The following is a 23,002-nucleotide window of genomic DNA, read 5'->3' as shown; positions in this document are numbered from 1 at the left end:
CAGTTAGCGCGAGGCAGCGGCAATACGTTCAAGCTCTTCGCGCTTTCTAACTGCGTAACTTCTGGGGTCGTTTGATGCCGCTGCAATAATTTCGTCTGCAAGACACTCCTCTATAGGTTTTGGATTATTGAAGGAGCACGTCCTTGCACCTTCGGTAATCCAACGGAGGGCAAGATCTAGTCTTCTCTGTGGTGAGACATCTACAGAAACTGTGTAAGCAATACCGCCCATGATTATTCTCGTAACTTCCTCTCTAGGCGCTACGTTAATTATAGCATCTACCAATACTTGGATAGGATTCTGTCCAGTTTTATAATAAATGATATCAAAAGCTCTCTTAACAATATTATAAGCTTTATGTTTTTTGCCAGTATTACGTCCAGGTCTCATCATTAGGTTTATAAGACGTTCGACGATAGGTATTCTAGCCTTTCCAAACCTATGCTTCTGGTAGCGCCCCTCTGTGTGAGGCAATAGCACCGGCTTTAGACAGATATACCTTCGTAAGCCCGGGTCTTTCACTACGACATTTTCAAAACTCCACTTTCCAAACAACAGCACAGGTTCGCCGTTGAGAGTTTTTATGTCACGGGGGCATTCCTCTATGATGGGTACGTCGCCTATATACTCAATCTTAGTATGTTTTGGAAGTTGTTCGCCAAAGATGCCAGTCGACATACCATCGCCAATGAATTACCTAGTTTAAAAACTTTTGAATAAGCGATATGGCTAATAATCTTAGATTTGTTTTTCAGAGAGAAGCATATCAATCTTACGCTTTGTGTTTCTATACATATCTTCCAGACTGTTTACTAACCCCCTATATACCTCTAGATATGGTATATGTTCTATTTCCGCTATTTTTGTAGCTATGCTTAGTAAAGAAGAAGGTGAACACTCTATTCGATACTTTTCTCCGCGCCATGCAACAGTACACAGGCCCACGTAAATAAAACGCCATAATGTTATATTAATTTCACTTATGTTTGTGACTAGTAGGGGTAAATTGTAACTAATTCATTTTAAGTCTCCATTTAGTATTGCACCTATGACCTCCAAAACAATAACCTAGATATTCAACTATACCTTCTCTTCTTAACCTAGCTAATATAGCAGTTACAGAGCGTCTGTTTACGCCAAGTATTTTAGCTATATCTGCACTACTTAGTTCACCGTATTCTCTTAGCAAATTTATAATCTGTTCTGCAAGTTTATTTGCAGTAATATCGCGCATATGTTGCTTAACATATAGATATTTATATCTTTCGTAAAAATTGTAACCGCCGATGAATGCGGTCAGAGGATCGGAGCGGTGAAGAGCGGCTATAAATGAGGCAAACCGTTATGAGAGCCATAACAGGATTAATATAGTTATCGTACACCTTTCTCCGTTCTGTCTGTGTGATCAGGTTGACGACAGTTATGCACAGAACTATGATAAACCCTATGTAGATACGTCCCCCCAACCTCTGGCTGTGGCTTCATGCAGCCACATACTACTTAGCGAACGCCCTACATACCACACTTGGTTGGATTTCCTCATATTACAAGAGACGTCTTTAGCCCTAGGCCTTAACGATTTGAGGTTAGACGTCTGTGATTATAGCCACAAGACGTTTCTGTAGACAGTCCTCCTAGAATAGCCGAGACTTGGAGAGAAATAGGAGCTTTAGCGCAGCTTCTGCAGCTTGTGAAAATTTTGCCAGTTCTCCAAAGAACTTACGGGCTCTCTCTAAAAGAGGTAGAGGAGGCATTTTGTCAGGCTCGCCTTCAAACCACGTGATGCATCTATTAAACCAACAGATCTGTAAGTAATACAATACGCCATCTTCTAGATCATATTCAGCCTCTGCCTCAAACAAGCCACGTCTCACATATATATACTCACCTATTATGGCGTTGTTATGTTTAATCAATGTCTTTCTTACCACTAAGCCTCTCCGACGTATTAACAACACGGGCACCTCAGACACGTATACGTATAGTAACAGAGCTATATCGTCATTACCCATAGATTTAGAAGACAAGTGTAATATTGGGGGAAGCTTTATTTGGCTCTTTGAATAGAGTTTATATTCAGGGGTTGTGAGTTATGATGAAGACGGGATATTATGACAAGTGGTGAAGATACGAACCCCTCTGATATTATAACCGTAGTCTCTTGGGCGGGGTTTTTAATGTCAGACATAGGCTCTTCATGTGAAATGTGTATTATAATTGTCCATTGGACAATTAGAGTGAAATGGCGATTATAGAGTTGGTAAGTAGGTGACCGGGACTAGAGGCTCTTTAACTTGGCCTTTTACCACAACGCCAATTTTTGGGACAATCTCTATTTCATAAATCCCCGGGTGGACAGGACTCCACCGCATTTTTCTTATAAACATTACCCTCTTGAAATTTCCGTCACGAGTTTTCGCTATACCCATTATAAACACTCCCGTCGCTAGAAACTCCTCAACTCCATACCTACTTATTGCGCCAGAACCAGAGGGTATTTCGGTAGTAATGATATTGGTTGTCCCTATCTCTCTCTCTATGCTCATAACTAATACCCTGATATATTCCCTAAGTACTTGTACATCTTTGTCAAGCGAGACAAGCGGCGCAATAGGGTCAATAACCAGTCTCTGGGCGTTTAGTGCAACGACGTATTCACGAATAGATGCAACTAGCGACTTGGCAATCGCGGTCGGATCTTTCTCTCTAATACGCTCTACAATATCCATCTCCGGCACTAAAACCTCGATAAGTCCTTTAGCTCTTAGTTCTTCAATATCCCATCCGAATCTCCTAGCGCCTTCTACAAATTGCTCGTATGTCTCATCTACGGATATATATATGCCAGGTTCCCCATATTTTAACGCACCTTGTATGAGAAACGTGAGTGCGGTTAAAGTTTTGGCCGTCCCTGTTTCGCCAGAGATCAAATACGTTCTGCCCCTAATAAATCCGCCCCCTATTGTAACATCAAGCCCCTCAATTCCTGTGGGTGTAGTTTCATAGTAAAGATGTGACTCGCCCACGACACTTATTACCAACTTGTTTAAATACTCAACGTCCTGTATATAGCTTTGCTTGGCGCTCTAAAGAGGGCATTGTTTTATTGACAGCTCTATTTTAAATACAGATGCTGCACATCTAAGTGGTGAACGTACTTGAGGAAAAAGTGAGGAGTCTAAATAAGCTACGTGTATACATGTTGATAGAATCTACAAGTTCTGACATAGGCAGAGAGATAGGGAATTTTTTCTCAGAAGCGTTAATAAGACCCGTAGAGGTAAGAGCCGGAGGTATCCATATTGCTCTCTCTTTCCTATGGAGTCTCTTAAGCCGTGTTGCTAGACAACTAGAAGAGGTCGGCGAGCAAGTTATTGACATAGAATTTGACCACGGAAAAACCACTGTAGTGACTAAAAGCGGCTACGCCATAAACATAGTAATTAAAGTGAAACAAAACCAATATGTGTCAGAGATAGAAGGTTTTGTCGATGTGGAAGAGTCTCCCTTCAAGATTGAGGACTTCTAGGCACTCTTTTACCATCACCCAGAACCCAAAATTCGCCGTCGTCTCTACGTTCGAGTTTAAATATTGGCACTTCATGCTTTACTCTCTCTAGCGCTTCTCGGGCGACTTTAAAAGCTATATCGCGGTTTATAGCAGAAACAAAAACATATATAGTGGTATCCCCTGGCTTAAGCGAACCAACCACGTGGTAGATTCTTACATCAAGAACACCCTCTTGCTCTCTAGCCCATTTTTCTATCTCATCTATCTTAAACGATGCATATGGTTCATATGCCTCATACTCTAGTGTGTTTACCCAAGCGCCGTTTACCTTACCTTTGACATAGCCTACAAAAATCACCACGCCGCCACCGCCTTGCAGTGCAGTTTTTCCTATGATGTCCGCCACTTCACGGTTTAAATCCAGAGAGCCCTGTATGATTTTTCCGCCGCCGCTTACCGGAGGCATAAATGCAACTTCATCACCATCCTTTAGTATATAGTTATTGTCAACAGTACGGCCGTTGACTAGTATCAAAAGCTCTTCTCTAAAAACCTCTGCCTTGGGATATGTCTTAAAAAACCATTCGATCAATTGCGACATTGACGTACCGTTTTTTAGATCTAGCTCTTCACGTATCTTCCCCGTTATATCTCTTAATACAGAAAAGTATTTTATAACTATACGCATAGAGTTACGTCATTATCCGTTTTAAAACGTTCATCTTATGTTAGGAATAAAAATTCGCGCAGAGACGAACCACATATATATTTATTGGGTAAAAGTTGCACGTCATGAAATTCGACGTAGCCATAGTGGGGGCTGGTCCCGCAGGATTAGCCGCGGCTTATAAATTGGCATCTGCCGGTTTTAAAGTAGTAGTATTAGAAAGGGGCAGAGAGCCGGGAGCTAAGGAGCTCTACGGCGGCCGTATATACGCCTATTGGCTCGATAAATATCTACCGGAATTTCGTAAAGATGCGCCAGTTGATAGGTGGGTTAGAAAAGAGCGTGTTACATTTCTCACAGATGATAAAGCACTAACGCTCGAGTTTTCAATCGTAGAAAAAGAAAAGACAAGCTTTATTGTGCCGCTTGTTTCTTTCGTCTCCTGGATGGCTAAATTAGCGCAAAATGCTGGAGCAAAAATAGTAACAGAGATTACAGTAGACAGACTTGTAAAAGATGACAAAGGCAGATTTATAGGGGTTCAATCTGGTTCTGATACGCTACACGCAGACTATGTTATAGACGCAGAGGGCGTTAATAGGCTTCTTCTTGAGAGGGCTGGGATAGTTAGAAAGCTAGAGCCAGAGGTCGTGGCAGTCGGCGTTAAGGAGGTGTTAAAATTTGAAAACAAGAAAACTCTTGAAGAAAGGCTTGGCTTAGGCGAAGATGAGGGGCTTGCGTGGGCTATCGCTGGCTATCCCACCGAATACCTGCCTGGCGGCGGGTTTATATACACATATAAGGACTCTCTTGCACTTGGTGTCGTTGTTTATCTAAGAAATTGGTCAAAGTTAAAAACGCCAGTGTACGACTTAGCTGAGAGGCTTAGATTACATCCGTATATAGCGCCTTTAGTTAAAGGCGCTACTCTTCAGGAGTATGGAGGACACATGACACCAGTGGCGGGTATCAACATGCCTCCTCCACGTCTCTATTATGATGGGTTATTGATAGTGGGAGATGCCGCCGGGTTCTTGCTACACACAGGGGTATTAATCAGAGGGGTGGACTTTGCCATAGCCTCTGGCGTTCTCGCGGCAGAGGCTATACGGGAGGCACGTAGTCCTTCTGCAGAGGATTTATCAATATATGAGAAGAAGCTAAGGAATAGCTTCATACTGCCGCAGCTTGAGAAATATAGGAAGGCTGACAGATTGTTAAGCGACGAAACCCTTTTTAGAGATTTAACACTGTTGTCGACAGAGACGGCACATAAGTATTTCAACGTAGACGAAAACCATAGGACACTATTTGAGGCACTACGCGATGCGTCGAAAAAGACTAAGGTAAACCTAGTAAAATTAATGATAAATATGCTAAGAATGGCGAAAAGTCTATGAGTCTAAAGTACTTTACAATAGAGGAGAGGCTAAACGCAAACGCCTGGGACGTAGACATACATAGGCCACATATAAAGATCAAGGATCTTGAACAGTGTAGAAAATGTGAAAAAAAGCCTTGCACCTACATGTGTCCAGCGAAATGTTATGTTCAACAAGGCGACTATGTAGTCTTAAGCACAGAGGCTTGTGTAGAGTGTGGAACATGTCGTGTTGTTTGCCCATACAATAACATAGAGTGGAACTATCCACGTTCAGGAATGGGAATATGGTACAGATTTACGTGAGGCTATGAAAATTGTAGTACTCACAAAAGCAGCTGTCCCACTTTCTTCAGCCATAAAGATAGATCCTAAAACCGGCACGCTTGTAAGAGAGGGGGTTCCTCTCACGGTAAACGTATGGGATAGAGATGCGGTAGAGTTTGCATTAAAACTGAGAGATAGATATGGAGGCGAGGTCATAGCACTATCTATGGCTCCGCCCAGTGGGATCCCCGCTCTAGAGAGCTTAATAGGTATGGGAGTAGATAGGGCAATACTGGCGTCGGATAGAGTTTTTGCAGGAGCTGACACCTGGGCCACTGCATATGTATTAGCAAAAACCATTGAAAAATACATACCTGATTACGACTTAGTTGTAGCTGGCGAAGAGACGATAGACAGTACTACGGCACATATAGGAGCTCAGACAGCTAGCTGGTTAGGGGTGCCATATGTCTATTACGTATATGACGCAGAGGTAAAGGGAAGGACATTGATTGTCAGACGCTTTTTAGAAGATGAGGGTGTAGATGAAGTATATGAAGTTGAGATGCCCGCGGTAATATCCATATTAAAAGGCTCCCAAGTACCTAGAGAGATAAAACTAAGTCGTAAGCTTAATGCAAGGGAGCGCATCCAGATAGTAAGCAATAAAGAACTTAATCTTGAGCAAGATTGCGTAGGTCTCCGCGGTAGCCCAACTATGGTGGCTGGCATGGCGCCTGCAACGTATCCACCTAGGAAGAAAGTGGTCATACAGGGAGAGCCACGTGAGGTAGTGAAGAAAATAATTGAAATATTAAAACAAGAGGGAGTGTTGTAGCTATGCCTTGCTCACTTTGGCCTCCAATAAAGAAGGAGGAATATAAGGGCGTTTGGGTTTACCTTGAGAGAGAGGGGGATAGGCTTAAGGACGTAGGATTGGAGCTTTTAGGAAAGGCAAGAGATCTTGCACAAAAGCTCGGCGGTGCTGAAGTAGGGGGAGTAATAGTTGCAGGAACCGAAGAGATGGCACGTGAAGCTATTTACCACGGAGCCGACAAAGTGGTTATAATAGACAACCCAGAGTTGAAGATCTACACGCCGAAAGAATATGCAGAAGCGATAGCTACAGTCGTTCAAAAGTATAAGCCAGAGATCTTCTTAATAGGTGCTACAAAACGCGGAAGAGAGTTAGCGGCATATATTGCAAACACCTTAACGACAGGTATAACCGCCGACTGTACAGCACTTGAAATAGACCCGAAGACCCGTGATCTAATGCAGATACGTCCCACGTTTGGCGGGACGCAATTAGCTACTATAAAAACGCCCCAGAGAAGGCCGCAGATGGCCAGTGTTAGACCTGGCGTTTTTCCAAAGCCTCCACGTGATACTAACAGAACGGGAGAGATAATCATAGAAAAAGTGGAGGTTACTAGAAAGACCCGCCTCATATCTGTAGAGAAGAGACTTGAGAAAGATGTTGCAGATTTACCTCCTGTAGAGTCAGCAGATGTTGTTGTGGCGGGGGGCAGAGGTCTAGGTTCCGCCGACGGGTTTAAACTCCTCATAGAGCTGGCAAAGCTACTGGGGGGTACTGTAGGCGCTTCACTTATGGCTGTACGTGCAGGCTGGGCCCCCCACACAAGGCAGATAGGACAGACAGGAAAGACCATTAGGCCGAGACTTTATATCGCGGTAGGTATAAGCGGCGCCATTCAACATCTAATGGGTATTTTGGAAGCAAAAACCATTGTGGCAATAAACCCAGATCCTCATGCGCCCATTATGGAGAACGCAGATTATGCAGTTGTAGGAGACTACAAACAAATTATTCCGCTTCTTATAGAGGAAATAAAGCGGTTAAAAAATCAGCAGTAATACCATTCTTCATTTTTCAGCGATCGGGGTCACCATCACTCCATCTAACCTAGAAATATCTTTATAAAAATTTGTTTCTCATGAAATCACGGGCCCCTCATATACTCCTCCACCGCTAGATGCACATGCATCACAAGGTCTAGGACGTCTGGTCTCTCCTCGACAAGACGCCATGGTATTTTCACCTTTAAAGTTCTGTATATTTGGCTCATGGGCGCATATGGCGTGGGAGAGAAAAACTAGGGGAATACGGACTCCTTCCGTATCTCATTCCTAGTGGGAAAACTGGTTTGTTTTACTCTCCTCACGGCGTCTATTGTCAACGCCACGATAGGCATTGCCAATAAGAGCATGGCTTGCAACGGCAGTAGGGGCCCAGCTGTGACGCCGGCGAGAACAAGCACGTTGTTCGCCACGGCAGTTTAGCGACGGCGACGCAACGTGTTTAACGACGCCAATTCTCTATTCTATGACTCCACTTGGTCGCATACAGTATCGCCATTGCGATGGCGAGCCAAGGTACGTCGGCGCTCGACGGCGCCCAACAGCAGTCCGACCACCGTTGTCAACACGTCGCCCAGAGTCGTAAAGGCCGCCGTCTTTAGTCGACTCATGCCCCAAAGAATTCAGAAGAAGAAAGTCGTGTTGGCAAAAGCGGATCACCTGACTTTCAAAGCCGCTGAAAGTCAGGTGATAAAGTGTGAACAGAGAGGAAATCGGAGAAAATGAGATATAGAAAAGGGGATTATTTCAGTTTGTCGCGTATGCCCCCTTCGCGGTGCCCGGCCCTCCCCCGGGGGCTGGGTTTGGCCCGCCTCCGCCAGACGCCCTCGGCGGGCGGGGCGGAGGCGAGAGGGGCACGGCCGTGCCCGGGCGTACGGGCGTGGCTAATCGGCCGTGCCCCCAGGGCCGGGGAATGCGGTTCATGGGAGAAGAAAACTTACGAGGTTAAAAGCGTGAGGGGTGCCGGGACGGAGGAAAAAACGGGTTGTTTTATCTTCTGGAGGATTTCCCAGTACCTCCTCTTGGCCCACAACAACGGGATGTTGTCGCGTGTATCACTAAATCCACAAGAGGGACAACACATTATGCGCTTCTTCTCTCTCTTCATCTTTGCTCCGCAACGGGGACAGACCGTGCTATACAGTCTCTCTTCGAGGTACGGCAACCCATACCACTGGGCGAGGTCTTTCAACCTCCTCCTTAGCTGACCTAATCCATCGTAGAGGTGCTTCTTATCGCCGCTTTCGCCACTCTGCTTCCTCGCAATATACGTCTCGTAGTCCATCGTGTCTACCACTATGGCGGCTTGGTGCTCTCTCGCCAATTTTACGATTTCGCTTGCAATCTGCTCCACAATGGCTCTTATCTTCCTATAACGCTTGGACTTGAGGTAACGCGCTCTACTCTCGAGAAAACTCCTTCTGGTAAGATCCGTCTCCCTTGCGGCTCGCGCATCGAGACGGCCTATCTTCCTGTGGAGCTTCCACAACTTTTTGACCGCGCGCTCGTCGGGGAGCCTCTTCCGCTTGACAATCTTGCCGTCCACAAGGAGACCCACCACGACGCCGTGGTCAAGACGGTTTACGTCGACAACGACAAGCGCCCTGGGCTCCACCGGCGTCGCTTCGCGGGCGAAGACAAGGGCGACATATAGCTTGCCATAAGTCGGCTCCTTGCCCCTCCGCCTTTCTACGCCGAGGAACGCCAACTTGAGTCTGGCGCCCTCTTCTAGTCTCTCTCTTATCCAAGCGACGTTGCCCTTCTTCAACTTGACGGCGAAAGGCGGTATGCCGAGTTTTCTTACTCTAACAACGCCGCTCTCGAGGTCGACAAAGACCGCCTTACTCGTATCTCTCTCGTTTTCAACCCTAAGTTGTGCGTTCAATGGGATTGCTCGCCAAAACGCCGTATCACGCCAGAAGAACTTGGCTTGGTCTATGAAGTACCTCTTGAGACCGTACTTTGGAAACACCTCATCTATTATTTTGACAGCTAACTCACGCCTGTCTGGCGTGAGGAGTCTGTCCAACTCCTCCGCCGTGAGTCTGAGCTCCTCTTGCCCCGTCAACTCTTTCAACAACTTTTTGGCGTACTCCTCAACGGCCAAGTGCATCCTTACGGCGAGGTCAAGGACGTCTGGACGCTCCTCGACCAACCGCCAGGGGATTCTGATCTTCAGCGTCCTGTAGACTTGGCTCATATGCGTACAGGGCGTGAGGGAGAAAAGCTAGTTGAAATATTCGACGTTCAACTCCACCGACTCACCTGCCTGACGTCGTCGCTGTCAGGCAGGTGAAGCGGAGGAGCTGAAAGCGTGTCTGCTAGCTTTTCTCTCCCGCCGCGTAAAGTGGCATGACCCAAATAATGGAGAGGGAGAAGTTCTGGGACTTCGTTAGGGAGAATGGTTTGGTTTTGCTGAAGCCCCTGAGACTTCTCCAAGTTGGCGCTCTTGACGTCGCCTACAACTACTCGCCTGTCGCCGCTGTTTTGTTACGGCCGGTGAGACAAGCCAACTTCAACGTCGCCAGATGTGTCTATGACTACGATCCTGACGCTGATAGCTATTCCAACATCTTCTGCGGAGAGAGGAAACTCCTTTGTGTCGGCCAGGACAGGGACGTCTGTATCGACCCGGCATACTTCAGCGTCGCCTACCGCGCTGTCAAGGCCGGCGGCTTCTACCTCGTCACACCACTTTAGTTTTTTCTCTCCCGTTTCATCTGTGCCAATACCGTACGCACGGGGAATTCTCTTGGCATATAAGAGCGACTTAGACGTTTCACGAGTTGGTTAACGCAAAAAACTACGTCTTTACGCTTTACGTGAGACGCCGACCGTCCGGCCGATCGGCTTGTGGGGTTTTGAGCCACTTGTCTTGGCTCTCGCCGACGTGCCCTACCGGAGCGTTCCCCTAGAGGAGACGCTTAGACAAGGCGAAGAGAAACACGGCCCGCTCCCAGAGAAGCCTTGGCAACCTCTTTTCTCCCCCACATCTATGTCGATTGCGATATGCGTAAAGCCGTCCGAGACCGGTATCTCTGAGATACCACAATAGACCGCCACACGTCAATGTCAAAACCCTCCCTTTTCTCCCGGCCCCCAGATGTGCATATGAGCCAAACCCAACTCCCTATAGAAAAAAAGCTAATTGAAAACGCTATCTGCGAATTGGGAGGAAAGTTGGTCAACGTTGAGACATGTGATGGAAACGTGGTATACATAGAAACAACTGAAGACAGTGGGTGTTTTGCCCTAATACCCGATCCATTTGCCCCACAACATCCAATACCTGTGTCTTGTGAGGAATATTGCAAAAAAGAAGAAGACGAGGAGGAAGAGGAGTTGTGGGAAGAGTTCGAGGAGGAGTGGGAACAAGAGGACGAGTGGGAAGAGGAGTGGGAGGAAGAGGAGGAGTGGTAGGATCAACCCCCTTTTTCTCCGTCTCTCTGCTTGCTTTTCTCCCGCCTGTGTAGTCATGGCATGCGGATTTTGACCGTGTTTCTGGCGGCGATGGCCGTCGCCACAGTCGCGGTGTGGGCCGTCGCCTACGCCATCACACGCTCTGAGAGAGTCCTCTGGGCGTTTGTGGCGGTGTCGGCGCTCTCCGCCGCGGCCCTCGGCGCGCTCTGGGCCCTCCGCCGGAGTTGAAACGTTCACCTGCCTCACGGCGTCGCTGTGAGGCAGGTGTGTCGAGGTAGTTGAAAGAGTGTTTCTGGCTTTTTTGTGTATGTGGTGAGAGAGGTATGGGCATACTGTTGTTTGTGGTTGGGCTCGCCGCATACATCGCAAATGCCGCCGGGCGGATACTAACCGCAATTTCCCCCTATATCCAACAATAGCCTTTTTTCCAAGGCCGACGTCCTACTTGCTCAACAACGGGGTCGTTATAAACGCTACGCGTGAGATTATAAAGTTGGCCAGAGAGCATCAAGCTGCAATCGTAGTAGACACGATGGAGGACGACACCTACCGGGAGTTGAAGGAGAGGAGCGGAAACGGCGTGAGGAAGCACTTCCTAGATGGGCTTGGGCAGTTGAGGAGGAGACTGCAAGCGCTAGCGCGGTGGTATAGGTTGCCGTATTTAGAGGAACGGTTGTACAGTATGGTCTGCCCGAGATGTGGCACGAAATTGTAGGAGTTGAATAACAGGCGGGTACAGTGCCCCTCTTGTGGCTGTCGCGGGCGGGCCCCGCACCCTCTCGGGGAGGACCGGCGTCGCAGAGAGGGGCTATGGATGTTTACCCCTTTGTGATAATTTCGACACCACGCGACTTGAGAAACTCTATTATCTCGCTTCTGGCAGGGTTTTTTACATTCTTTTTGAACAATATAGCTCTTTCTATAGGCGTGGTATGTTTTAGGTAGGCGTTTTGTACTACTTGGAGAGAGATATCTACATACTTAGGAATCACATGGCCTAGGTCTAACTCGCCTTTTAACACTGGGTCTGTCACAGTCACGTAGTGGAGATCGCCTATGGCCATAGCCGGCGTGTTTGGCTTTATCTGACTGTTTAATACTTCTTCAACCGCCTGGGCTAAAGTCTCAACTGCTTTCCTGTCCTTCCACTCGTTTTCTGTACTTCCAACTTCTACAAATGTGGCAGATATGTAAGAGGTATTTGGAGTGTGGTGCGTCGCCTCAAAGGCGCATGTGTAGGGCTCGTACGCTAATTTACACAAAGTTCTAAATATTGAAGATGTAAGTGGCGGATTTGATATAGATACGTCGGGCCAACTGCCAGGAGTGTGAACCGTAAACAACGGCCTTGGATTCGCCATCTCATGTCTAGATATAAAAATGGCATATTTTCCAAAAGAGGCCAGTATGTCCTCGCGGCTGAAGTCAGTGGGCTCTCCTCTATACACCACAACTGGGAAGTCCACAAACTTTCTAATTTCTATATTGCCCTCAGTCTTAACCAACGGCGTAGGCGCAATTACGTCGAGAAATATGCGTGATACAGGATCGTTAAGAGATGCCACTATTACATACATAACTTTAACTCAGGGAATTAAAACTGCTCTTCCAACTACTGCACCTCTCTCCATATCTTCATGAGCTTTTGGAGCGTTCTCTAGCCTATATTCTGTATAAAGGGGCTTTATAAGCCCCCTCTTTAATAAATCTAGTGCCTCATAAATATCCCATGGCCTGAAAGCCATACTACCCAACACCTTTAATTGCCGCAGGATAATCAATGCAGGGCTTATTGAAGCACGCTCGCCTGTGACATTACCAATAACAACTATAGTTCCAGCTCTTTTGGCAAGTTTAAACGATTTTTCAAGAGTGGGGCTGCCCACTGTGTCTATAACTATGTCAAAGTCTTTATCTCTGTCTTCAGCTATTTTAACACCAAGCTCTTTTAACACTTTCGCTTTCTCAACAGACCTAGTTGATACATAGACCTCAGCTCCTCTTACACGAGCTAGTTGTGCTATATAAACCCCAGTGCCGCCGGCGCCTACTATCAATACTCTCTTCCCTTCCACATCCACCTGCCTTAACGCATAAACAGCAGTAGCAAGCGGACATGTCGCTACTACAGCTACTTTTGGATCTACGCCATGGAATGGATGCACAAATCTCGCTGGAATAACTACATATTCGGCATATGTGCCATTACGAGATTCGCCAAGTAGTTCTGCATTTCTACATAAATTCTCTAGCCCCCTTCTGCAATAATCACATGTGCCGTCATAAATAGCCGAGAGAAATACCCTCATACCTACTAAGTCCTTTTCAACACCAGCGCCTACATCAATCACTCTGCCAACTCCCTCATGGCCAGGTATAACTGGCGGTTTTACATGCGGAAAAGCGCCTTTACGCACGACAAGATCTCGGCCACAAACGCCTGCGGCTTCGATCTTCACTACAGCCTCCCCAGGGCCTGGCGTTGGATCTTGCAATTCCACATATTTAAGAGCCTCCCTAGGCTCTCCAAATTTAACAAGTTGAATTGCTCTCATAACTACGTCTTTTTCTAGATAAATAAAAATTTTAGGATATTTAACTTTGTCTTAAAATGTCCTTATATTGCTCTTTTAAAACTTTTTTATCAATCTTACCTGTGCCTGTCAGTGGCAGCTGTTGTACAAATATCACCTTATCGGGCAACCACCATTTAGGTATTTTACCACTCTCCACGAATTTTTCAAGGTGTTTTATGATCTCTTGCTCAGTTACCATAGCACCCGGCTTTGGAACCACTACAGCTACTGGTCTCTCTCCCCATTTCTCATGTGGAACTCCTATAACCGCCGCCTGAGCAACTGCTGGATGAGTCGCAATAAGGTCCTCTAGTTGTAATGACGAAATCCATTCGCCGCCTGATTTTATTACATCTTTAGCCCTATCTACAATTCTGACACGTCCATCTGGCATCCACACTGCGACATCGCCTGTGTGGAACCACCCACCTCTCCATGCCTCTTTAGTTTTTTCCGAATCGCCGAGATATTCTGGAGTCACCCATGGTGATCTTACCACTATTTCGCCCATTGTTTTGCCGTCTTTAGGCACTGGGTTTAGGTTTTCGTCCACAACTGCTAGATCTACCAGAGGTATAGGTAGGCCCGTAGCTGTAAGTAAACTATAGTACTCATCTAAGTCTTGCGGCATTTTCTCCGTCGGCCTAAAGAAGCCGAGTGTAAGTATAGGCGCCGTTTCCGTCATGCCGTAACCTACTCTTGGTATAAATCCAACCTCAGCCGCCTTCTTAGCAAGTTCTTTAGGCAACGCAGCACCGCCAACGACAAAGATCGGCTTGATCTCTCTGATCTTAGCTACATACTTGGGCAAATCTGGAGCCGTCAGTAACATGTAAAGAACTGTGGGCACTCCAGCCATAGTCTTGACTTTCTCCTCTGCAATTAGCCTCACTGTGTGATTTGGATCAAAACGGCCTGGGTATATTTGGCGCCAGCCAAGAAGCGCAAACGTCCAGGGAGTACCCCAACCATGTACGTGAAACATAGGCACTAGTTGTAAAAAGGTACACGGCTCTTCTGCACACTCGGGGCGGGCAAACCCTCTAAAACCAGCAAATGCAACTGCGCTTGTCAATGTGTGTAGCACCAGTGCCCTGTGTGTAAAGTAAGCGCCTTTAGGCCGACCTGTCGTACCGCTGGTGTAGCCTATGGTAGCCACGGTATCTTCATTGAGATCTGGGAAGGGCTTGGGCTGGCCTTGCTTTATTATATCCTCGATTTCTGGGTCTTTTGCCACGGGGCCGGCGCCATCGGATATCTGGATATATAATTGTACAGACTTAAGATGCGGCTTGAGCTTTTCTACAAGTGGCGCAAAGTCTCTGTGATATATTAACACCTTGTCTCTGGCATGGTTTATAATATAGACAAGATCCTCTGGCGCTAATCTTACGTTAAGTGGATGGAGTACCGCGCCCATTCCGGGCACAGCCCAATATAGGTCGAAATGCCAGATTGTGTTCCAATCTAGTGTAGCTACTCTATCTCCGGGTCCCACGCCCATTTGTCTAAGTCCATCAGCTAGACGCATTGATCTTTCGTATTCTCTGCCGTATGTGGATCTAATATTATTGCCATGAGGCGGGAGATATGCAACTTCAACTTCGCTAAAAACTTCCTTTATATACTTCCATACATTATTCAATGTGAGTTGGTATTTTTCCATAGTTATATAGAATTAGTGATTTTTTTATTTTCTTTTCGACACAAGTCGAAGCCTTAAGCTTAATTAGTACCACCTAGTCTTTTCTATGGAAGAAAAGGCCGTATCCCTTTTAAGGAGACTAATCTCAATTCCCACGGTTAATCCCCCTGGCGAGAAATATGCTGAGTTTGTAGATTTCGCAGAGAGATATTTTAAATCTCTGGGTTTAGACACCGAGGTTTTAGAAGTCCCAAAGTCTGAGGTTGCAAAAGTATGTCCCGAATGTGTGGACTACCCACGGCTTATTTTAATAGCTAGGATGGGAGAGCCGAGGATCCACTTTAATGGACATTACGATGTAGTGCCGCCGGGTCCCCTAGAGAGTTGGAAGGTAACAAAACCTTTTGAACCGCTTTATAAAGACGGGCGGCTCTATGGCAGAGGTGCTGTAGATATGAAAGGCGGCCTTACGTCAATTATGCTAGCAGTGGAAAAGGCCGTGACGGCTGGCGTGAAAAATTTCGAGGTTTCATTCGTTCCTGACGAGGAAATAGGCGGCGAAACTGGAGCCGGTTACTTAGCTAGGTCTGGTAAAATAAAAGCACCTTGGGTAATAATAGCAGAGGGCTCAGGCGAGGATAACATCTGGATTGGCCACAGAGGGCTCGTGTGGTTTATGGTGGAGGTATATGGAAGGCAAGCCCACGGTTCTACACCTTGGCTTGGCTTAAACGCCTTTGAGGGCGCGGCGTATATTGCGTATAGACTTCAGGAGTATATCAAGGCGATATCTACAAGGGTAAGTAAATACGAGTATGAAGATCCGCGGGGGGCTTCGCCTACAATTACCATAGGCGGAGAGGTGAGAGGTTCTGTAAAAACCAACGTGGTACCTGGTTATTTCGCCTTTTCTGTAGATCGGAGAGTTATACCAGAGGAAGACATAGAGGAGGTAAAACGCGAGTTTATCGCTTTCGTAGAGAAAATAGCGAAAGAGATACCTCATAGAGTGGAGGTGAAAGTTACAAACATATCAGAGCCTGCCCTGGTAGAGCCAAACCATCCACTGGTAGAGACTCTTGCTTCTGCCGTTGAGGAAGTGGTTGGCAAAAAACCTAAGAGAACCGTATGTATAGGCGGATTAGACGCCAGATTCTTTATAAAAGCTGGAATACCTACAGTCACCTACGGTCCAGGCCCCGTCAATTTAGCCCATGCGCCAGACGAATATGTCGAAGTAAAACAGGTGATAAACGTAGCCGAGACGTACTTTAGAGTTATCAAAAAACTAGCTGTCCGTTAATAGGATGACTTTCTATTGTTTTGGTAAAATTGTATTAATTCCTCTTCTGTAAGTCTGTAGGGTGTTAACGGTTTTCCCACTGGCATAATATACAAGGGAGTTTCCTCGGGAGATAGCTCCAATATTTCTCTGACTTCCTCGTCGTGAAAAGCCCCGACGGTAACTGTGCCCAGGCCTAACGCCGTCGCTTGAAGATAGACGTTTTGTCCGGCATGGCCTAAATCCATTGGCACATATCTCACACGCCCCCTCTCTCCATATACTCTAACAGTTCTGCTATATACAGCCGTGAAAATTATAGAGACGGGAGCCGTGAGTACCCACGGCTGTTCTAAAGCAGCACGATATAGAGCCTCTCTGTAATCACCTCTCTTTTTTAAAAGAAGACAATGTCTGTATACGTCGTAGTAATAGATTCCAGCCTCTAAATAACCATAATCGGCTTTTACGCCACGCTCTCCAACGACGGCATACACCTCCAGCGGGTATTGCGCTCCTGCGCTAGGCGCTGTTCTAAGTCCGTATCTAGTTTCTGATATACCATAGGCTGCCCATAGAAGCTGGCTTAACTCCTCCAGCTCAATCGGCTCATCTCTAAACTCTCTTATTGACCGCCTATTTGCTAAAGCCTCCTCTACAGATACAGTGCCATGGAGACGTGGATATGGAAGCAAAATCTCTCTGGCACCCTTAACGGTAGCTTTTTTCACATTTCCATTTACCAAGTCTAGATAAATTACTACCGACGAAACCAACGTCGCCACTATGCCAAGTAATAGCCGCCCTAAGGGGCTAGCTACTATGAATTTTAAGAAACCTCTTCTCCGCACGTTATATGTCTGGGAGAGCCGCTATAAGCGTTTTTATCCTTGACATAACCGCAGTCCTTCTCCTACTCTTTGGGCTACTGGTCTCAATCTCTGGGCTATGTCTAGCAAAGCCGGAGGTTGTTAAGAAGGCTACTCTAGGCTTAATAGATTCGTACACGGTGTGTGCTAAACTCCATCTTGGTTGGGTTTCACTAGCTACTATAATTATCGCGGTTGTCCATAGCACCGCAGGCTTAGACGTTTGGCTTCTGAAATCTGGAAGAGATTACTGGTGGCTATGGGCCTTGGGGGGCGGTGTGAGTATCTGGTTTATATACATCTATACAGCGTAGACCGTGGACTTTGGATATAGATGGCGTGCGCTAATGGAGGCATATAAAAAGATTTGGAAAGCATACGAGAGGGCAAATTTTATCGCCACTCTAGGCAACGTAGATAGGTGGAGAGAAGAGGCCGTTTCGCTTTTCTATGCCGTTGATGGGAGAAGTCCTGTTAAAGTTCTTGACGCGGGGGCAGGCCCGGGCAATATGGCTAGGCATTTGAGAGGAGTGAGATATGTCGTAGCTCTTGATGCAACACCAGAGATGCTCTATGTAAATACGACGGCAGACGAGAAAGTCGTTGGAGTTTTTGAATATATGCCGTTTAGAGATAAGGGGTTTGACTTATTGTTGGCAGGCTATTCTCTACATGCATCAATAGATATAGAGCGGGCTATTGCGGAATTTAATAGAGTCTCTCTATACCAATGTGTGGTATCTATAGGAAATCCTAATAACAAATTTGTTAGAAAGCTTCTTAGTATATATACAAAGTTTATACTTCCTAAACTTGTATGTCTCATAACGCCAAAAGAGGTATGTAAGGAGTATAAGAAAATACATCTAATAATTTCCTCTATTCCACCAAATGCAAAAATCCGCGAAATCGTAGGTAGATACTCTAAGTTTATGCTATTTAAAGAAAGAGGATTTGGTTCTGTTTATATATACTTTGCTAGTTCGTCAAACTTTACTTAGGCTCCCATATGGCGATGTAATAAGGCATGTATCTAAGATAGCGTCTTGAAAGCCCGTAACCAGCTGCTTTTAGAATGTGTTCTACACCTTTCCAACTAAAGACATGTTTTGCCCCCATTGCTGTTACTAACGCCACCAAACCCGGCGTGGATTCCACTACTTGTTGCCCTATTAGAAGTTTCCCTCCTTGGCCAATAATTGAACGTATACAAGTAAGCTCCTTGACAGGATCAAGGAGCCAATAGAGTGTGTGTAACATCAATACTGCATCTACTCCACTTATGTACTTCTTCGCAAGTTTGACAGCGTCACACGAAGTTGGCGCGTTAAATATGCATATATCTTTACACTCTCCAGGCTTGGCTTTCAACACAGCTGTAGCCAGCTCAACGTTATCTCTCCTGTAGTCAAAACCTATGTACATCTTAGGCTTGTGAAATTCCATAACCGCTAATGCCACCTGTCCCTCTTTTATAATTGGCTCAAAAATTGTCTGGAATTTCTCAATTTCGACAAGCTTTAGAAAGGTGTGTCTTAAAATCTTGTACCAGCCCTGGCTAAGCATTGTGGAGTAGAGTATGGCTATAGTGTTTTCATCGGCTTTATTAGACGCCACATTGACAGCGCCTATTCTATCAAACGACTCGTGTAATTCTACAAACTCAATCGCGTAGCTGTTGGTCGGATATTCAGGTTTCTCAGGTCTCCTCCTTATGTGGCCGTCTTCTCTGATATACCCCCTTATTCGTAAAGAGATAAAGAGCGCGCGGGCAAAAACGCTCTCTCTAATAGACTGGAGACCCAATTCGTTAAATACCTCATCCCACCACTTGACTGCATACCACTCGCTCCACGCCAGCGCTTTTTTAACTTGACCTATGCCGCCGGCTGCCTCTATAAAAGGTTTATAGTAACGAAATACGTTTATCTCCTCTACTATCTTCATGTACAGACTACAATTCCGGTCTCCTTTAATCTCCTCATAAGCGTTTGAAGGTCGCTTGGAACTCTTCCACTCTGTATGGCTTCCAACACTGCTTGTTGAGTTGCTTGCGGCAGAAGGCCAAATCTCTCCCAGTCTCTAATTTCGCAGTCTAAAACCGACTCGCTGTTATTTACAAAAATAGTGAAAACATGACCGTTGGGACATACGACCTCCGTCTCGCCATCTTTCACGGATTCTATAACTGGTTTAAATTCGATACCACATATAGGACATTTTACTATATGGGCGAGACTATACATTGTTTTTGTCCATTTATAATATTTTAATATATTCGGTAGAGTTCCCTTTATATACTAAAAGGCCAATTTGTATATATGGTAAGAGTGGTCTGGTTTATATAGGTTGAATTCTATAGTGTCTAAATGACCCTCGCTTGTCGCCACAGTCACAAATCTCCCCCCGTGTCTTCTGGCTTCGCATATTGCACTCTCTATGGCATCGTCTAGGCTTTCAAGAGATTGCAACCACAGATAATCTATGTTAAAATTCCACCGGTTTAGATACAACAGATAGCGTAAATCAGATCCAGAGGATAAGACTATGTGGTCAGGATCGGGCTCTCGATGGCCCTCCGGCGGTTTTTCTAGATAAACCCCAGTAGCACAAGGTCGAGATGTAGAGTATATATAGAGACCGCCCTTGAGTTGATAAAGCTCTTTACTTATTTCATTTGGCGTTATTAGTATCTTGATCCCTCTCAATGTCGATAAGAAGTCTATCTTTTTCGCATGTCTAAGTACAATTATATATGCCTCTTCAAGTCTCGGCTTGTCGGAAAACCACCTTGCCTTTGTTACACAGCCCTCTGTAAGTCTATATAGTGGGAAAAGTTCTACTACAGGTTTAGCCCAGAAGAGTCTGAGTCTCCCGAGGTGTCTATACCATGTTATAAATTCGTCAGGTGTAAAAGGAGCTAGGCAAACCATTATGAAAAGAGTGAACTACGCCGTGCTACAAGCTTCTCCAGTTCGGACGCAATAGCTAGGAGGGATACATAGTCTTTGTTTGCCAACGCCGAAAGCATAGCATTCATTTTGTCAAATATTATAGCGTCTATTTGTTCAATTTCTTTTTTAGACTCTATCTTCCCCTCTATAGATTTTACCCTAACGGCGATCATGTTTATTGCCTTTAATGCACGGCCTAATTCTTCTACATTGTCAGAATTTAACATCCGCTTACGGATCTCTGTTTCAATTTCTTTCAAGCCCCTGTAAATCATTTGCCTAATTTTAGGCTCGTCTTCTATGCTTTTGTAACCCGGATATATAAAGAAGCGAGGGGCCACAAATTTGCGTTACGCTCCGTTTAAATATCTTTAGCAATATACAAATAAGATATGACATGGATGTGATCGGTTGGATTGACCATTTTGACTACTACGGCCCCCTTGTAGATACTAGAATGTTAGAAGAGCCAAAGTATCTAGTCTCAGCGATTATAGTATCGCAATCAGAAGAGGGATTTGAACACGCCATTAGGGGGTGGAGTCGATTTGGTACCTATGAAATTGTAGAAACTACATATGTGTATATAACTCAAGTCAAAAGAGGCGTGATAGATAGAAAGGAATTACTCCAGAAGTTACTCTTTCTACTGCCGCGTTTTAAATATTTTGACATCCTGGCTCTACAACGGGTTTTAAAACTTGGTCTTGGCATTACTACATGCGATTTGGGGCTTGTTGTTTTGTCGTATATCTCTGTTAGAGGTGGCAGACCCCCTCAACGTCCTCTAGGTACATTATTTGAAATAAGGGGAGATGAACTTATGATATACATCGCTAGAAATAATAAGGGGAAAATGGTATATGATGGAGAAACCATGTGTATAATACCTATGTCAGCTGAGGAGCCACGCCACCCGTTGTACGAGGCCTATCTCAAAGGCTTTAGAATATATACCGAAGGCATGCCAACTGAGAGAGACCTCTGTGTAGTACATAAGAAGTTAAAGCTAAGATGTAAAATCCTACAGCCTAACGCGGGGGAGTTCCCAACCTTTTAATAATGTAACTACTCTAATAGCGGTTACTGCAATAATTGTGGTTAACATGGCAATTTCTCTGCCCAGTGGATACAAAGCTAGATATAATACGCCGCCGATAGCAGCCGCAGATGCATAAACCTCACGTCTTAACACCACTGGGACTTCCCCAGCAAGTATGTCGCGGACTACGCCCCCGCCTGCTGCTGTTATTGAAGAGAGCGTTATAACAAGTAGCCAACAGCTCTCTATCCTGTTGGTGGAGCAGTAAGTAGCTGTAATATCTGCGCCTATTGCCGCAAATGCGCCTAATCCCAGGGCGTCTGGATATAAGACGACGTCTCTATACCTCCTCACTTGAGGATATAAGACAAATGTTACTAACGATGCTATTATCGCAGTAGCCGGATATGGAATATACATTAGATTCGCCGGAGGAACTCTGCCCAACAATACATCTCTAATTATACCGCCAGCTAGCGCCGTCGAAAACCCCAACACGATAAACCCGAGCAGATCCATATCCTTCTCGCCTGCTTTCAATGCGCCCGATACTGCAAATGCCACTATACCTACGTAATTTAAAATCTCGACTATAAGCTCTGCGTACATAAGCCTAGTAATCTTGCAATAGCCACGTCTTCTATAACAGGCTTGACAAATTTAATAAATCGCTTTATATCTTTACTACGGTATATAACAATGAAATTTCTCTCGCCTTTTTCATCAGTAGTTTCAAGAGGATGTATGCCCAATAGACGCAACGACCTTATTAATTTTCTACTCCTAACTTTGTATATAGCTATGACATCTCCCATATGGGGGTCGCCGGCGAAAAACTCGCCATATGTCTCAAAAGCTCCCTTAAGGAAATACACATGTTCTAAAAGAGTAGACGGCGTATACTTACAAAATCTTTTTGGCAAAACTAGCCTATCTTTATACATGCCAAGCGACTTAAGCCACTGTAGTATGTACGGCTTTGGCGACTCTACAACACAACCGCCGACGGCTAAACCCCCCAGATAGGCCTCTATCTCTTTACGCATAAAGAGGAAGTGTATAGAGCGATAAATAGACGCCTCCTGTTGTATCTATGAGGTGTATAGCCTTTACCTCGAAAGCCGTGCCGACATATTTAGATGTCTCCTCAATCGCTGGGGCGAGATCCTCATTTGTAGGATGCTTTAAACGTATGGCATATACTGAGAGATGTGGCTTAAACTCTGTATATCTCTCCTCTACTGCTTCGCCAAGAGACGCCAACAACAACGTACGCAATGCGGCTAATTCCCCGTATGGCTCCACTTTGAGAGCTATATATCTCGGCTTGGTTACGCTGGGTAATAAAACCACTGGGCCGAGTCTTACGACAAATTGTCTATACCTTAGCTCTGTTTTTACAGGTCTTTTGAGCTTAACTAATGTGATATGTGGCTTAACTGGAGTAATGCCTTCAAAAGGCCTTAGAGGCGGCATTGGCGGCAAAATGCCGTATATATATCCCATA

At 45.5% G+C, this 23,002-nt stretch carries 33 protein-coding genes; 13 read left to right on the top strand and 20 right to left on the bottom strand.

The window, feature by feature from the left end; all coding sequences use genetic code 11:
• Nucleotides 1–3 precede the first annotated feature (3 nt).
• The 5 genes from PISL_RS03385 to PISL_RS03365 all read right to left on the bottom strand — a co-directional run bounded on the left by PISL_RS03385 (nt 4) and on the right by PISL_RS03365 (nt 3,026).
• The gene (locus PISL_RS03385) at nt 4–678 is read right to left on the bottom strand and encodes a 30S ribosomal protein S7 (protein ID WP_011762409.1); all 675 of its coding nucleotides are present in this window, start codon (nt 676–678) and stop codon (nt 4–6) included.
• Between the two features lie 60 nt (nt 679–738).
• Nucleotides 739–945 carry a hypothetical protein gene (locus tag PISL_RS03380; RefSeq protein WP_011762408.1) on the bottom strand — a complete coding sequence of 69 codons (207 nt, stop codon included), beginning with the start codon at nt 943–945 and terminating at the stop codon, nt 739–741.
• 67 nt (nt 946–1,012) lie between these two features.
• Nucleotides 1,013–1,234, bottom strand: coding sequence for a winged helix-turn-helix transcriptional regulator (locus tag PISL_RS03375; RefSeq protein WP_011762407.1), 222 nt, complete (start codon nt 1,232–1,234; stop codon nt 1,013–1,015).
• A 400-nt stretch (nt 1,235–1,634) separates the two neighbouring features.
• Nucleotides 1,635–2,012: a hypothetical protein gene (locus PISL_RS03370; RefSeq protein ID WP_011762406.1), complete on the bottom strand. Its 378-nt coding sequence runs from the start codon at nt 2,010–2,012 to the stop codon at nt 1,635–1,637.
• Nucleotides 2,013–2,249: 237 nt separating this feature from the next.
• The gene (locus tag PISL_RS03365; RefSeq protein ID WP_011762405.1) at nt 2,250–3,026 is read right to left on the bottom strand and encodes an ATPase domain-containing protein; all 777 of its coding nucleotides are present in this window, start codon (nt 3,024–3,026) and stop codon (nt 2,250–2,252) included.
• A 119-nt stretch (nt 3,027–3,145) separates the two neighbouring features.
• On the opposite strand from PISL_RS03365, the gene PISL_RS03360 reads away from it, so the two are divergent.
• Nucleotides 3,146–3,529, top strand: coding sequence for a hypothetical protein (locus PISL_RS03360; protein ID WP_011762404.1), 384 nt, complete (start codon nt 3,146–3,148; stop codon nt 3,527–3,529).
• Here PISL_RS03360 and PISL_RS03355 read toward each other — a convergent pair.
• The gene (locus PISL_RS03355; RefSeq protein WP_011762403.1) at nt 3,510–4,199 is read right to left on the bottom strand and encodes a molybdenum cofactor biosynthesis protein; all 690 of its coding nucleotides are present in this window, start codon (nt 4,197–4,199) and stop codon (nt 3,510–3,512) included. The genes PISL_RS03360 and PISL_RS03355 overlap by 20 nt on opposite strands.
• A gap of 104 nt (nt 4,200–4,303) precedes the next feature.
• Here PISL_RS03355 and PISL_RS03350 point away from each other — a divergent pair, with 104 nt between their 5' ends.
• From PISL_RS03350 to PISL_RS03335, 4 genes are read left to right on the top strand one after another with little or no spacing between them, the layout of a single operon-like run.
• Entirely contained in the window at nt 4,304–5,578 is a 1,275-nt protein-coding gene (locus PISL_RS03350; RefSeq protein ID WP_011762402.1) for an FAD-dependent oxidoreductase, read from the top strand.
• Nucleotides 5,575–5,865 (top strand): ferredoxin family protein, encoded by a 291-nt coding sequence (locus PISL_RS03345; RefSeq protein ID WP_011762401.1) that lies wholly within the window; start codon nt 5,575–5,577, stop codon nt 5,863–5,865. Before PISL_RS03350 ends, PISL_RS03345 begins: the two co-directional genes overlap by 4 nt.
• 4 nt (nt 5,866–5,869) lie before the next feature.
• Nucleotides 5,870–6,664, top strand: coding sequence for an electron transfer flavoprotein subunit beta/FixA family protein (locus PISL_RS03340; RefSeq protein ID WP_011762400.1), 795 nt, complete (start codon nt 5,870–5,872; stop codon nt 6,662–6,664).
• Between the two features lie 2 nt (nt 6,665–6,666).
• The gene (locus PISL_RS03335; RefSeq protein ID WP_011762399.1) at nt 6,667–7,704 is read left to right on the top strand and encodes an electron transfer flavoprotein subunit alpha/FixB family protein; all 1,038 of its coding nucleotides are present in this window, start codon (nt 6,667–6,669) and stop codon (nt 7,702–7,704) included.
• A gap of 86 nt (nt 7,705–7,790) precedes the next feature.
• Here the strand turns inward: PISL_RS03335 and PISL_RS11515 are convergent, their stop codons facing one another.
• From PISL_RS11515 to PISL_RS03325, 3 genes are all read right to left on the bottom strand, one after another.
• A complete protein-coding gene (locus PISL_RS11515; protein ID WP_280531783.1) occupies nt 7,791–7,916 on the bottom strand; it encodes a hypothetical protein in 126 nt (41 codons plus the stop codon).
• A gap of 27 nt (nt 7,917–7,943) precedes the next feature.
• Nucleotides 7,944–8,120, bottom strand: a complete 177-nt coding sequence (locus PISL_RS10620) for a hypothetical protein (RefSeq protein ID WP_209320006.1) — start codon at nt 8,118–8,120, stop codon at nt 7,944–7,946.
• Nucleotides 8,121–8,644: 524 nt separating this feature from the next.
• Nucleotides 8,645–9,907, bottom strand: a complete 1,263-nt coding sequence (locus tag PISL_RS03325; protein WP_011762398.1) for a zinc ribbon domain-containing protein — start codon at nt 9,905–9,907, stop codon at nt 8,645–8,647.
• A 152-nt stretch (nt 9,908–10,059) separates the two neighbouring features.
• Between PISL_RS03325 and PISL_RS03320 the strand changes: the two genes are divergently transcribed.
• The 4 genes from PISL_RS03320 to PISL_RS03305 all read left to right on the top strand — a co-directional run bounded on the left by PISL_RS03320 (nt 10,060) and on the right by PISL_RS03305 (nt 11,842).
• Nucleotides 10,060–10,407, top strand: coding sequence for a hypothetical protein (locus PISL_RS03320; protein WP_011762397.1), 348 nt, complete (start codon nt 10,060–10,062; stop codon nt 10,405–10,407).
• Nucleotides 10,408–10,818: 411 nt separating this feature from the next.
• Nucleotides 10,819–11,127 carry a hypothetical protein gene (locus PISL_RS03310; protein WP_053240300.1) on the top strand — a complete coding sequence of 103 codons (309 nt, stop codon included), beginning with the start codon at nt 10,819–10,821 and terminating at the stop codon, nt 11,125–11,127.
• A gap of 60 nt (nt 11,128–11,187) precedes the next feature.
• Entirely contained in the window at nt 11,188–11,355 is a 168-nt protein-coding gene (locus PISL_RS10615) for a hypothetical protein (protein ID WP_167827610.1), read from the top strand.
• A 217-nt stretch (nt 11,356–11,572) separates the two neighbouring features.
• Nucleotides 11,573–11,842 carry a hypothetical protein gene (locus tag PISL_RS03305; RefSeq protein WP_011762395.1) on the top strand — a complete coding sequence of 90 codons (270 nt, stop codon included), beginning with the start codon at nt 11,573–11,575 and terminating at the stop codon, nt 11,840–11,842.
• A gap of 103 nt (nt 11,843–11,945) precedes the next feature.
• On the opposite strand, the gene PISL_RS03300 is transcribed toward PISL_RS03305, so the two are convergent.
• From PISL_RS03300 to PISL_RS03290, 3 genes are read right to left on the bottom strand one after another with little or no spacing between them, the layout of a single operon-like run.
• On the bottom strand, nt 11,946–12,704 hold the full coding sequence (locus tag PISL_RS03300; RefSeq protein WP_011762394.1) for a D-aminoacyl-tRNA deacylase: 759 nt from the start codon (nt 12,702–12,704) through the stop codon (nt 11,946–11,948).
• A 9-nt stretch (nt 12,705–12,713) separates the two neighbouring features.
• Nucleotides 12,714–13,682 carry an alcohol dehydrogenase catalytic domain-containing protein gene (locus PISL_RS03295; RefSeq protein WP_011762393.1) on the bottom strand — a complete coding sequence of 323 codons (969 nt, stop codon included), beginning with the start codon at nt 13,680–13,682 and terminating at the stop codon, nt 12,714–12,716.
• Between the two features lie 40 nt (nt 13,683–13,722).
• Nucleotides 13,723–15,369, bottom strand: coding sequence for a long-chain-fatty-acid--CoA ligase (locus PISL_RS03290; RefSeq protein ID WP_011762392.1), 1,647 nt, complete (start codon nt 15,367–15,369; stop codon nt 13,723–13,725).
• A gap of 85 nt (nt 15,370–15,454) precedes the next feature.
• Between PISL_RS03290 and PISL_RS03285 the strand changes: the two genes are divergently transcribed.
• Nucleotides 15,455–16,651: a M20 family metallopeptidase gene (locus PISL_RS03285; RefSeq protein WP_011762391.1), complete on the top strand. Its 1,197-nt coding sequence runs from the start codon at nt 15,455–15,457 to the stop codon at nt 16,649–16,651.
• Here the strand turns inward: PISL_RS03285 and PISL_RS03280 are convergent.
• Nucleotides 16,648–17,481, bottom strand: a complete 834-nt coding sequence (locus tag PISL_RS03280; RefSeq protein ID WP_053240299.1) for a SagB/ThcOx family dehydrogenase — start codon at nt 17,479–17,481, stop codon at nt 16,648–16,650. The genes PISL_RS03285 and PISL_RS03280 overlap by 4 nt on opposite strands.
• A gap of 5 nt (nt 17,482–17,486) precedes the next feature.
• Between PISL_RS03280 and PISL_RS03275 the strand changes: the two genes are divergently transcribed.
• A complete protein-coding gene (locus PISL_RS03275) occupies nt 17,487–17,813 on the top strand; it encodes a hypothetical protein (protein ID WP_011762389.1) in 327 nt (108 codons plus the stop codon).
• Nucleotides 17,814–17,816: 3 nt separating this feature from the next.
• Nucleotides 17,817–18,500, top strand: coding sequence for a class I SAM-dependent methyltransferase (locus PISL_RS03270; protein WP_011762388.1), 684 nt, complete (start codon nt 17,817–17,819; stop codon nt 18,498–18,500).
• On the opposite strand, the gene PISL_RS03265 is transcribed toward PISL_RS03270, so the two are convergent.
• Genes PISL_RS03265 through PISL_RS03250 form a run of 4 tightly spaced genes read right to left on the bottom strand, consistent with a single transcriptional unit; the run spans nt 18,493 to nt 20,794 of the window.
• On the bottom strand, nt 18,493–19,446 hold the full coding sequence (locus tag PISL_RS03265) for a class I SAM-dependent methyltransferase (RefSeq protein ID WP_011762387.1): 954 nt from the start codon (nt 19,444–19,446) through the stop codon (nt 18,493–18,495). The two genes, PISL_RS03270 and PISL_RS03265, sit on opposite strands and share 8 nt — an antisense overlap.
• A complete protein-coding gene (locus PISL_RS03260) occupies nt 19,443–19,745 on the bottom strand; it encodes a hypothetical protein (protein WP_011762386.1) in 303 nt (100 codons plus the stop codon). The genes PISL_RS03265 and PISL_RS03260 overlap by 4 nt, the downstream gene beginning before the upstream one ends.
• A gap of 54 nt (nt 19,746–19,799) precedes the next feature.
• Nucleotides 19,800–20,432, bottom strand: a complete 633-nt coding sequence (locus tag PISL_RS03255) for a hypothetical protein (RefSeq protein WP_011762385.1) — start codon at nt 20,430–20,432, stop codon at nt 19,800–19,802.
• Nucleotides 20,432–20,794, bottom strand: a complete 363-nt coding sequence (locus PISL_RS03250; protein ID WP_011762384.1) for a hypothetical protein — start codon at nt 20,792–20,794, stop codon at nt 20,432–20,434. Before PISL_RS03250 ends, PISL_RS03255 begins: the two co-directional genes overlap by 1 nt.
• Before the next feature lie 56 nt (nt 20,795–20,850).
• On the opposite strand from PISL_RS03250, the gene PISL_RS03245 reads away from it, so the two are divergent.
• Nucleotides 20,851–21,513 carry a hypothetical protein gene (locus tag PISL_RS03245; RefSeq protein ID WP_011762383.1) on the top strand — a complete coding sequence of 221 codons (663 nt, stop codon included), beginning with the start codon at nt 20,851–20,853 and terminating at the stop codon, nt 21,511–21,513.
• On the opposite strand, the gene PISL_RS03240 is transcribed toward PISL_RS03245, so the two are convergent.
• Genes PISL_RS03240 through PISL_RS03230 form a run of 3 tightly spaced genes read right to left on the bottom strand, consistent with a single transcriptional unit; the run spans nt 21,478 to nt 23,001 of the window.
• Nucleotides 21,478–22,104, bottom strand: a complete 627-nt coding sequence (locus tag PISL_RS03240; protein ID WP_011762382.1) for a trimeric intracellular cation channel family protein — start codon at nt 22,102–22,104, stop codon at nt 21,478–21,480. The genes PISL_RS03245 and PISL_RS03240 overlap by 36 nt on opposite strands.
• Nucleotides 22,086–22,541: a hypothetical protein gene (locus PISL_RS03235; RefSeq protein WP_011762381.1), complete on the bottom strand. Its 456-nt coding sequence runs from the start codon at nt 22,539–22,541 to the stop codon at nt 22,086–22,088. Before PISL_RS03235 ends, PISL_RS03240 begins: the two co-directional genes overlap by 19 nt.
• The gene (locus tag PISL_RS03230) at nt 22,534–23,001 is read right to left on the bottom strand and encodes a 2'-5' RNA ligase family protein (protein WP_011762380.1); all 468 of its coding nucleotides are present in this window, start codon (nt 22,999–23,001) and stop codon (nt 22,534–22,536) included. Before PISL_RS03230 ends, PISL_RS03235 begins: the two co-directional genes overlap by 8 nt.
• Nucleotide 23,002 lies beyond the last annotated feature (1 nt).

The sequence above is a fragment of the Pyrobaculum islandicum DSM 4184 genome (genome assembly GCF_000015205.1).
Lineage (GTDB): Archaea > Thermoproteota > Thermoprotei > Thermoproteales > Thermoproteaceae > Pyrobaculum > Pyrobaculum islandicum.
This window is presented reverse-complemented; position numbering and strand designations above follow the sequence as displayed.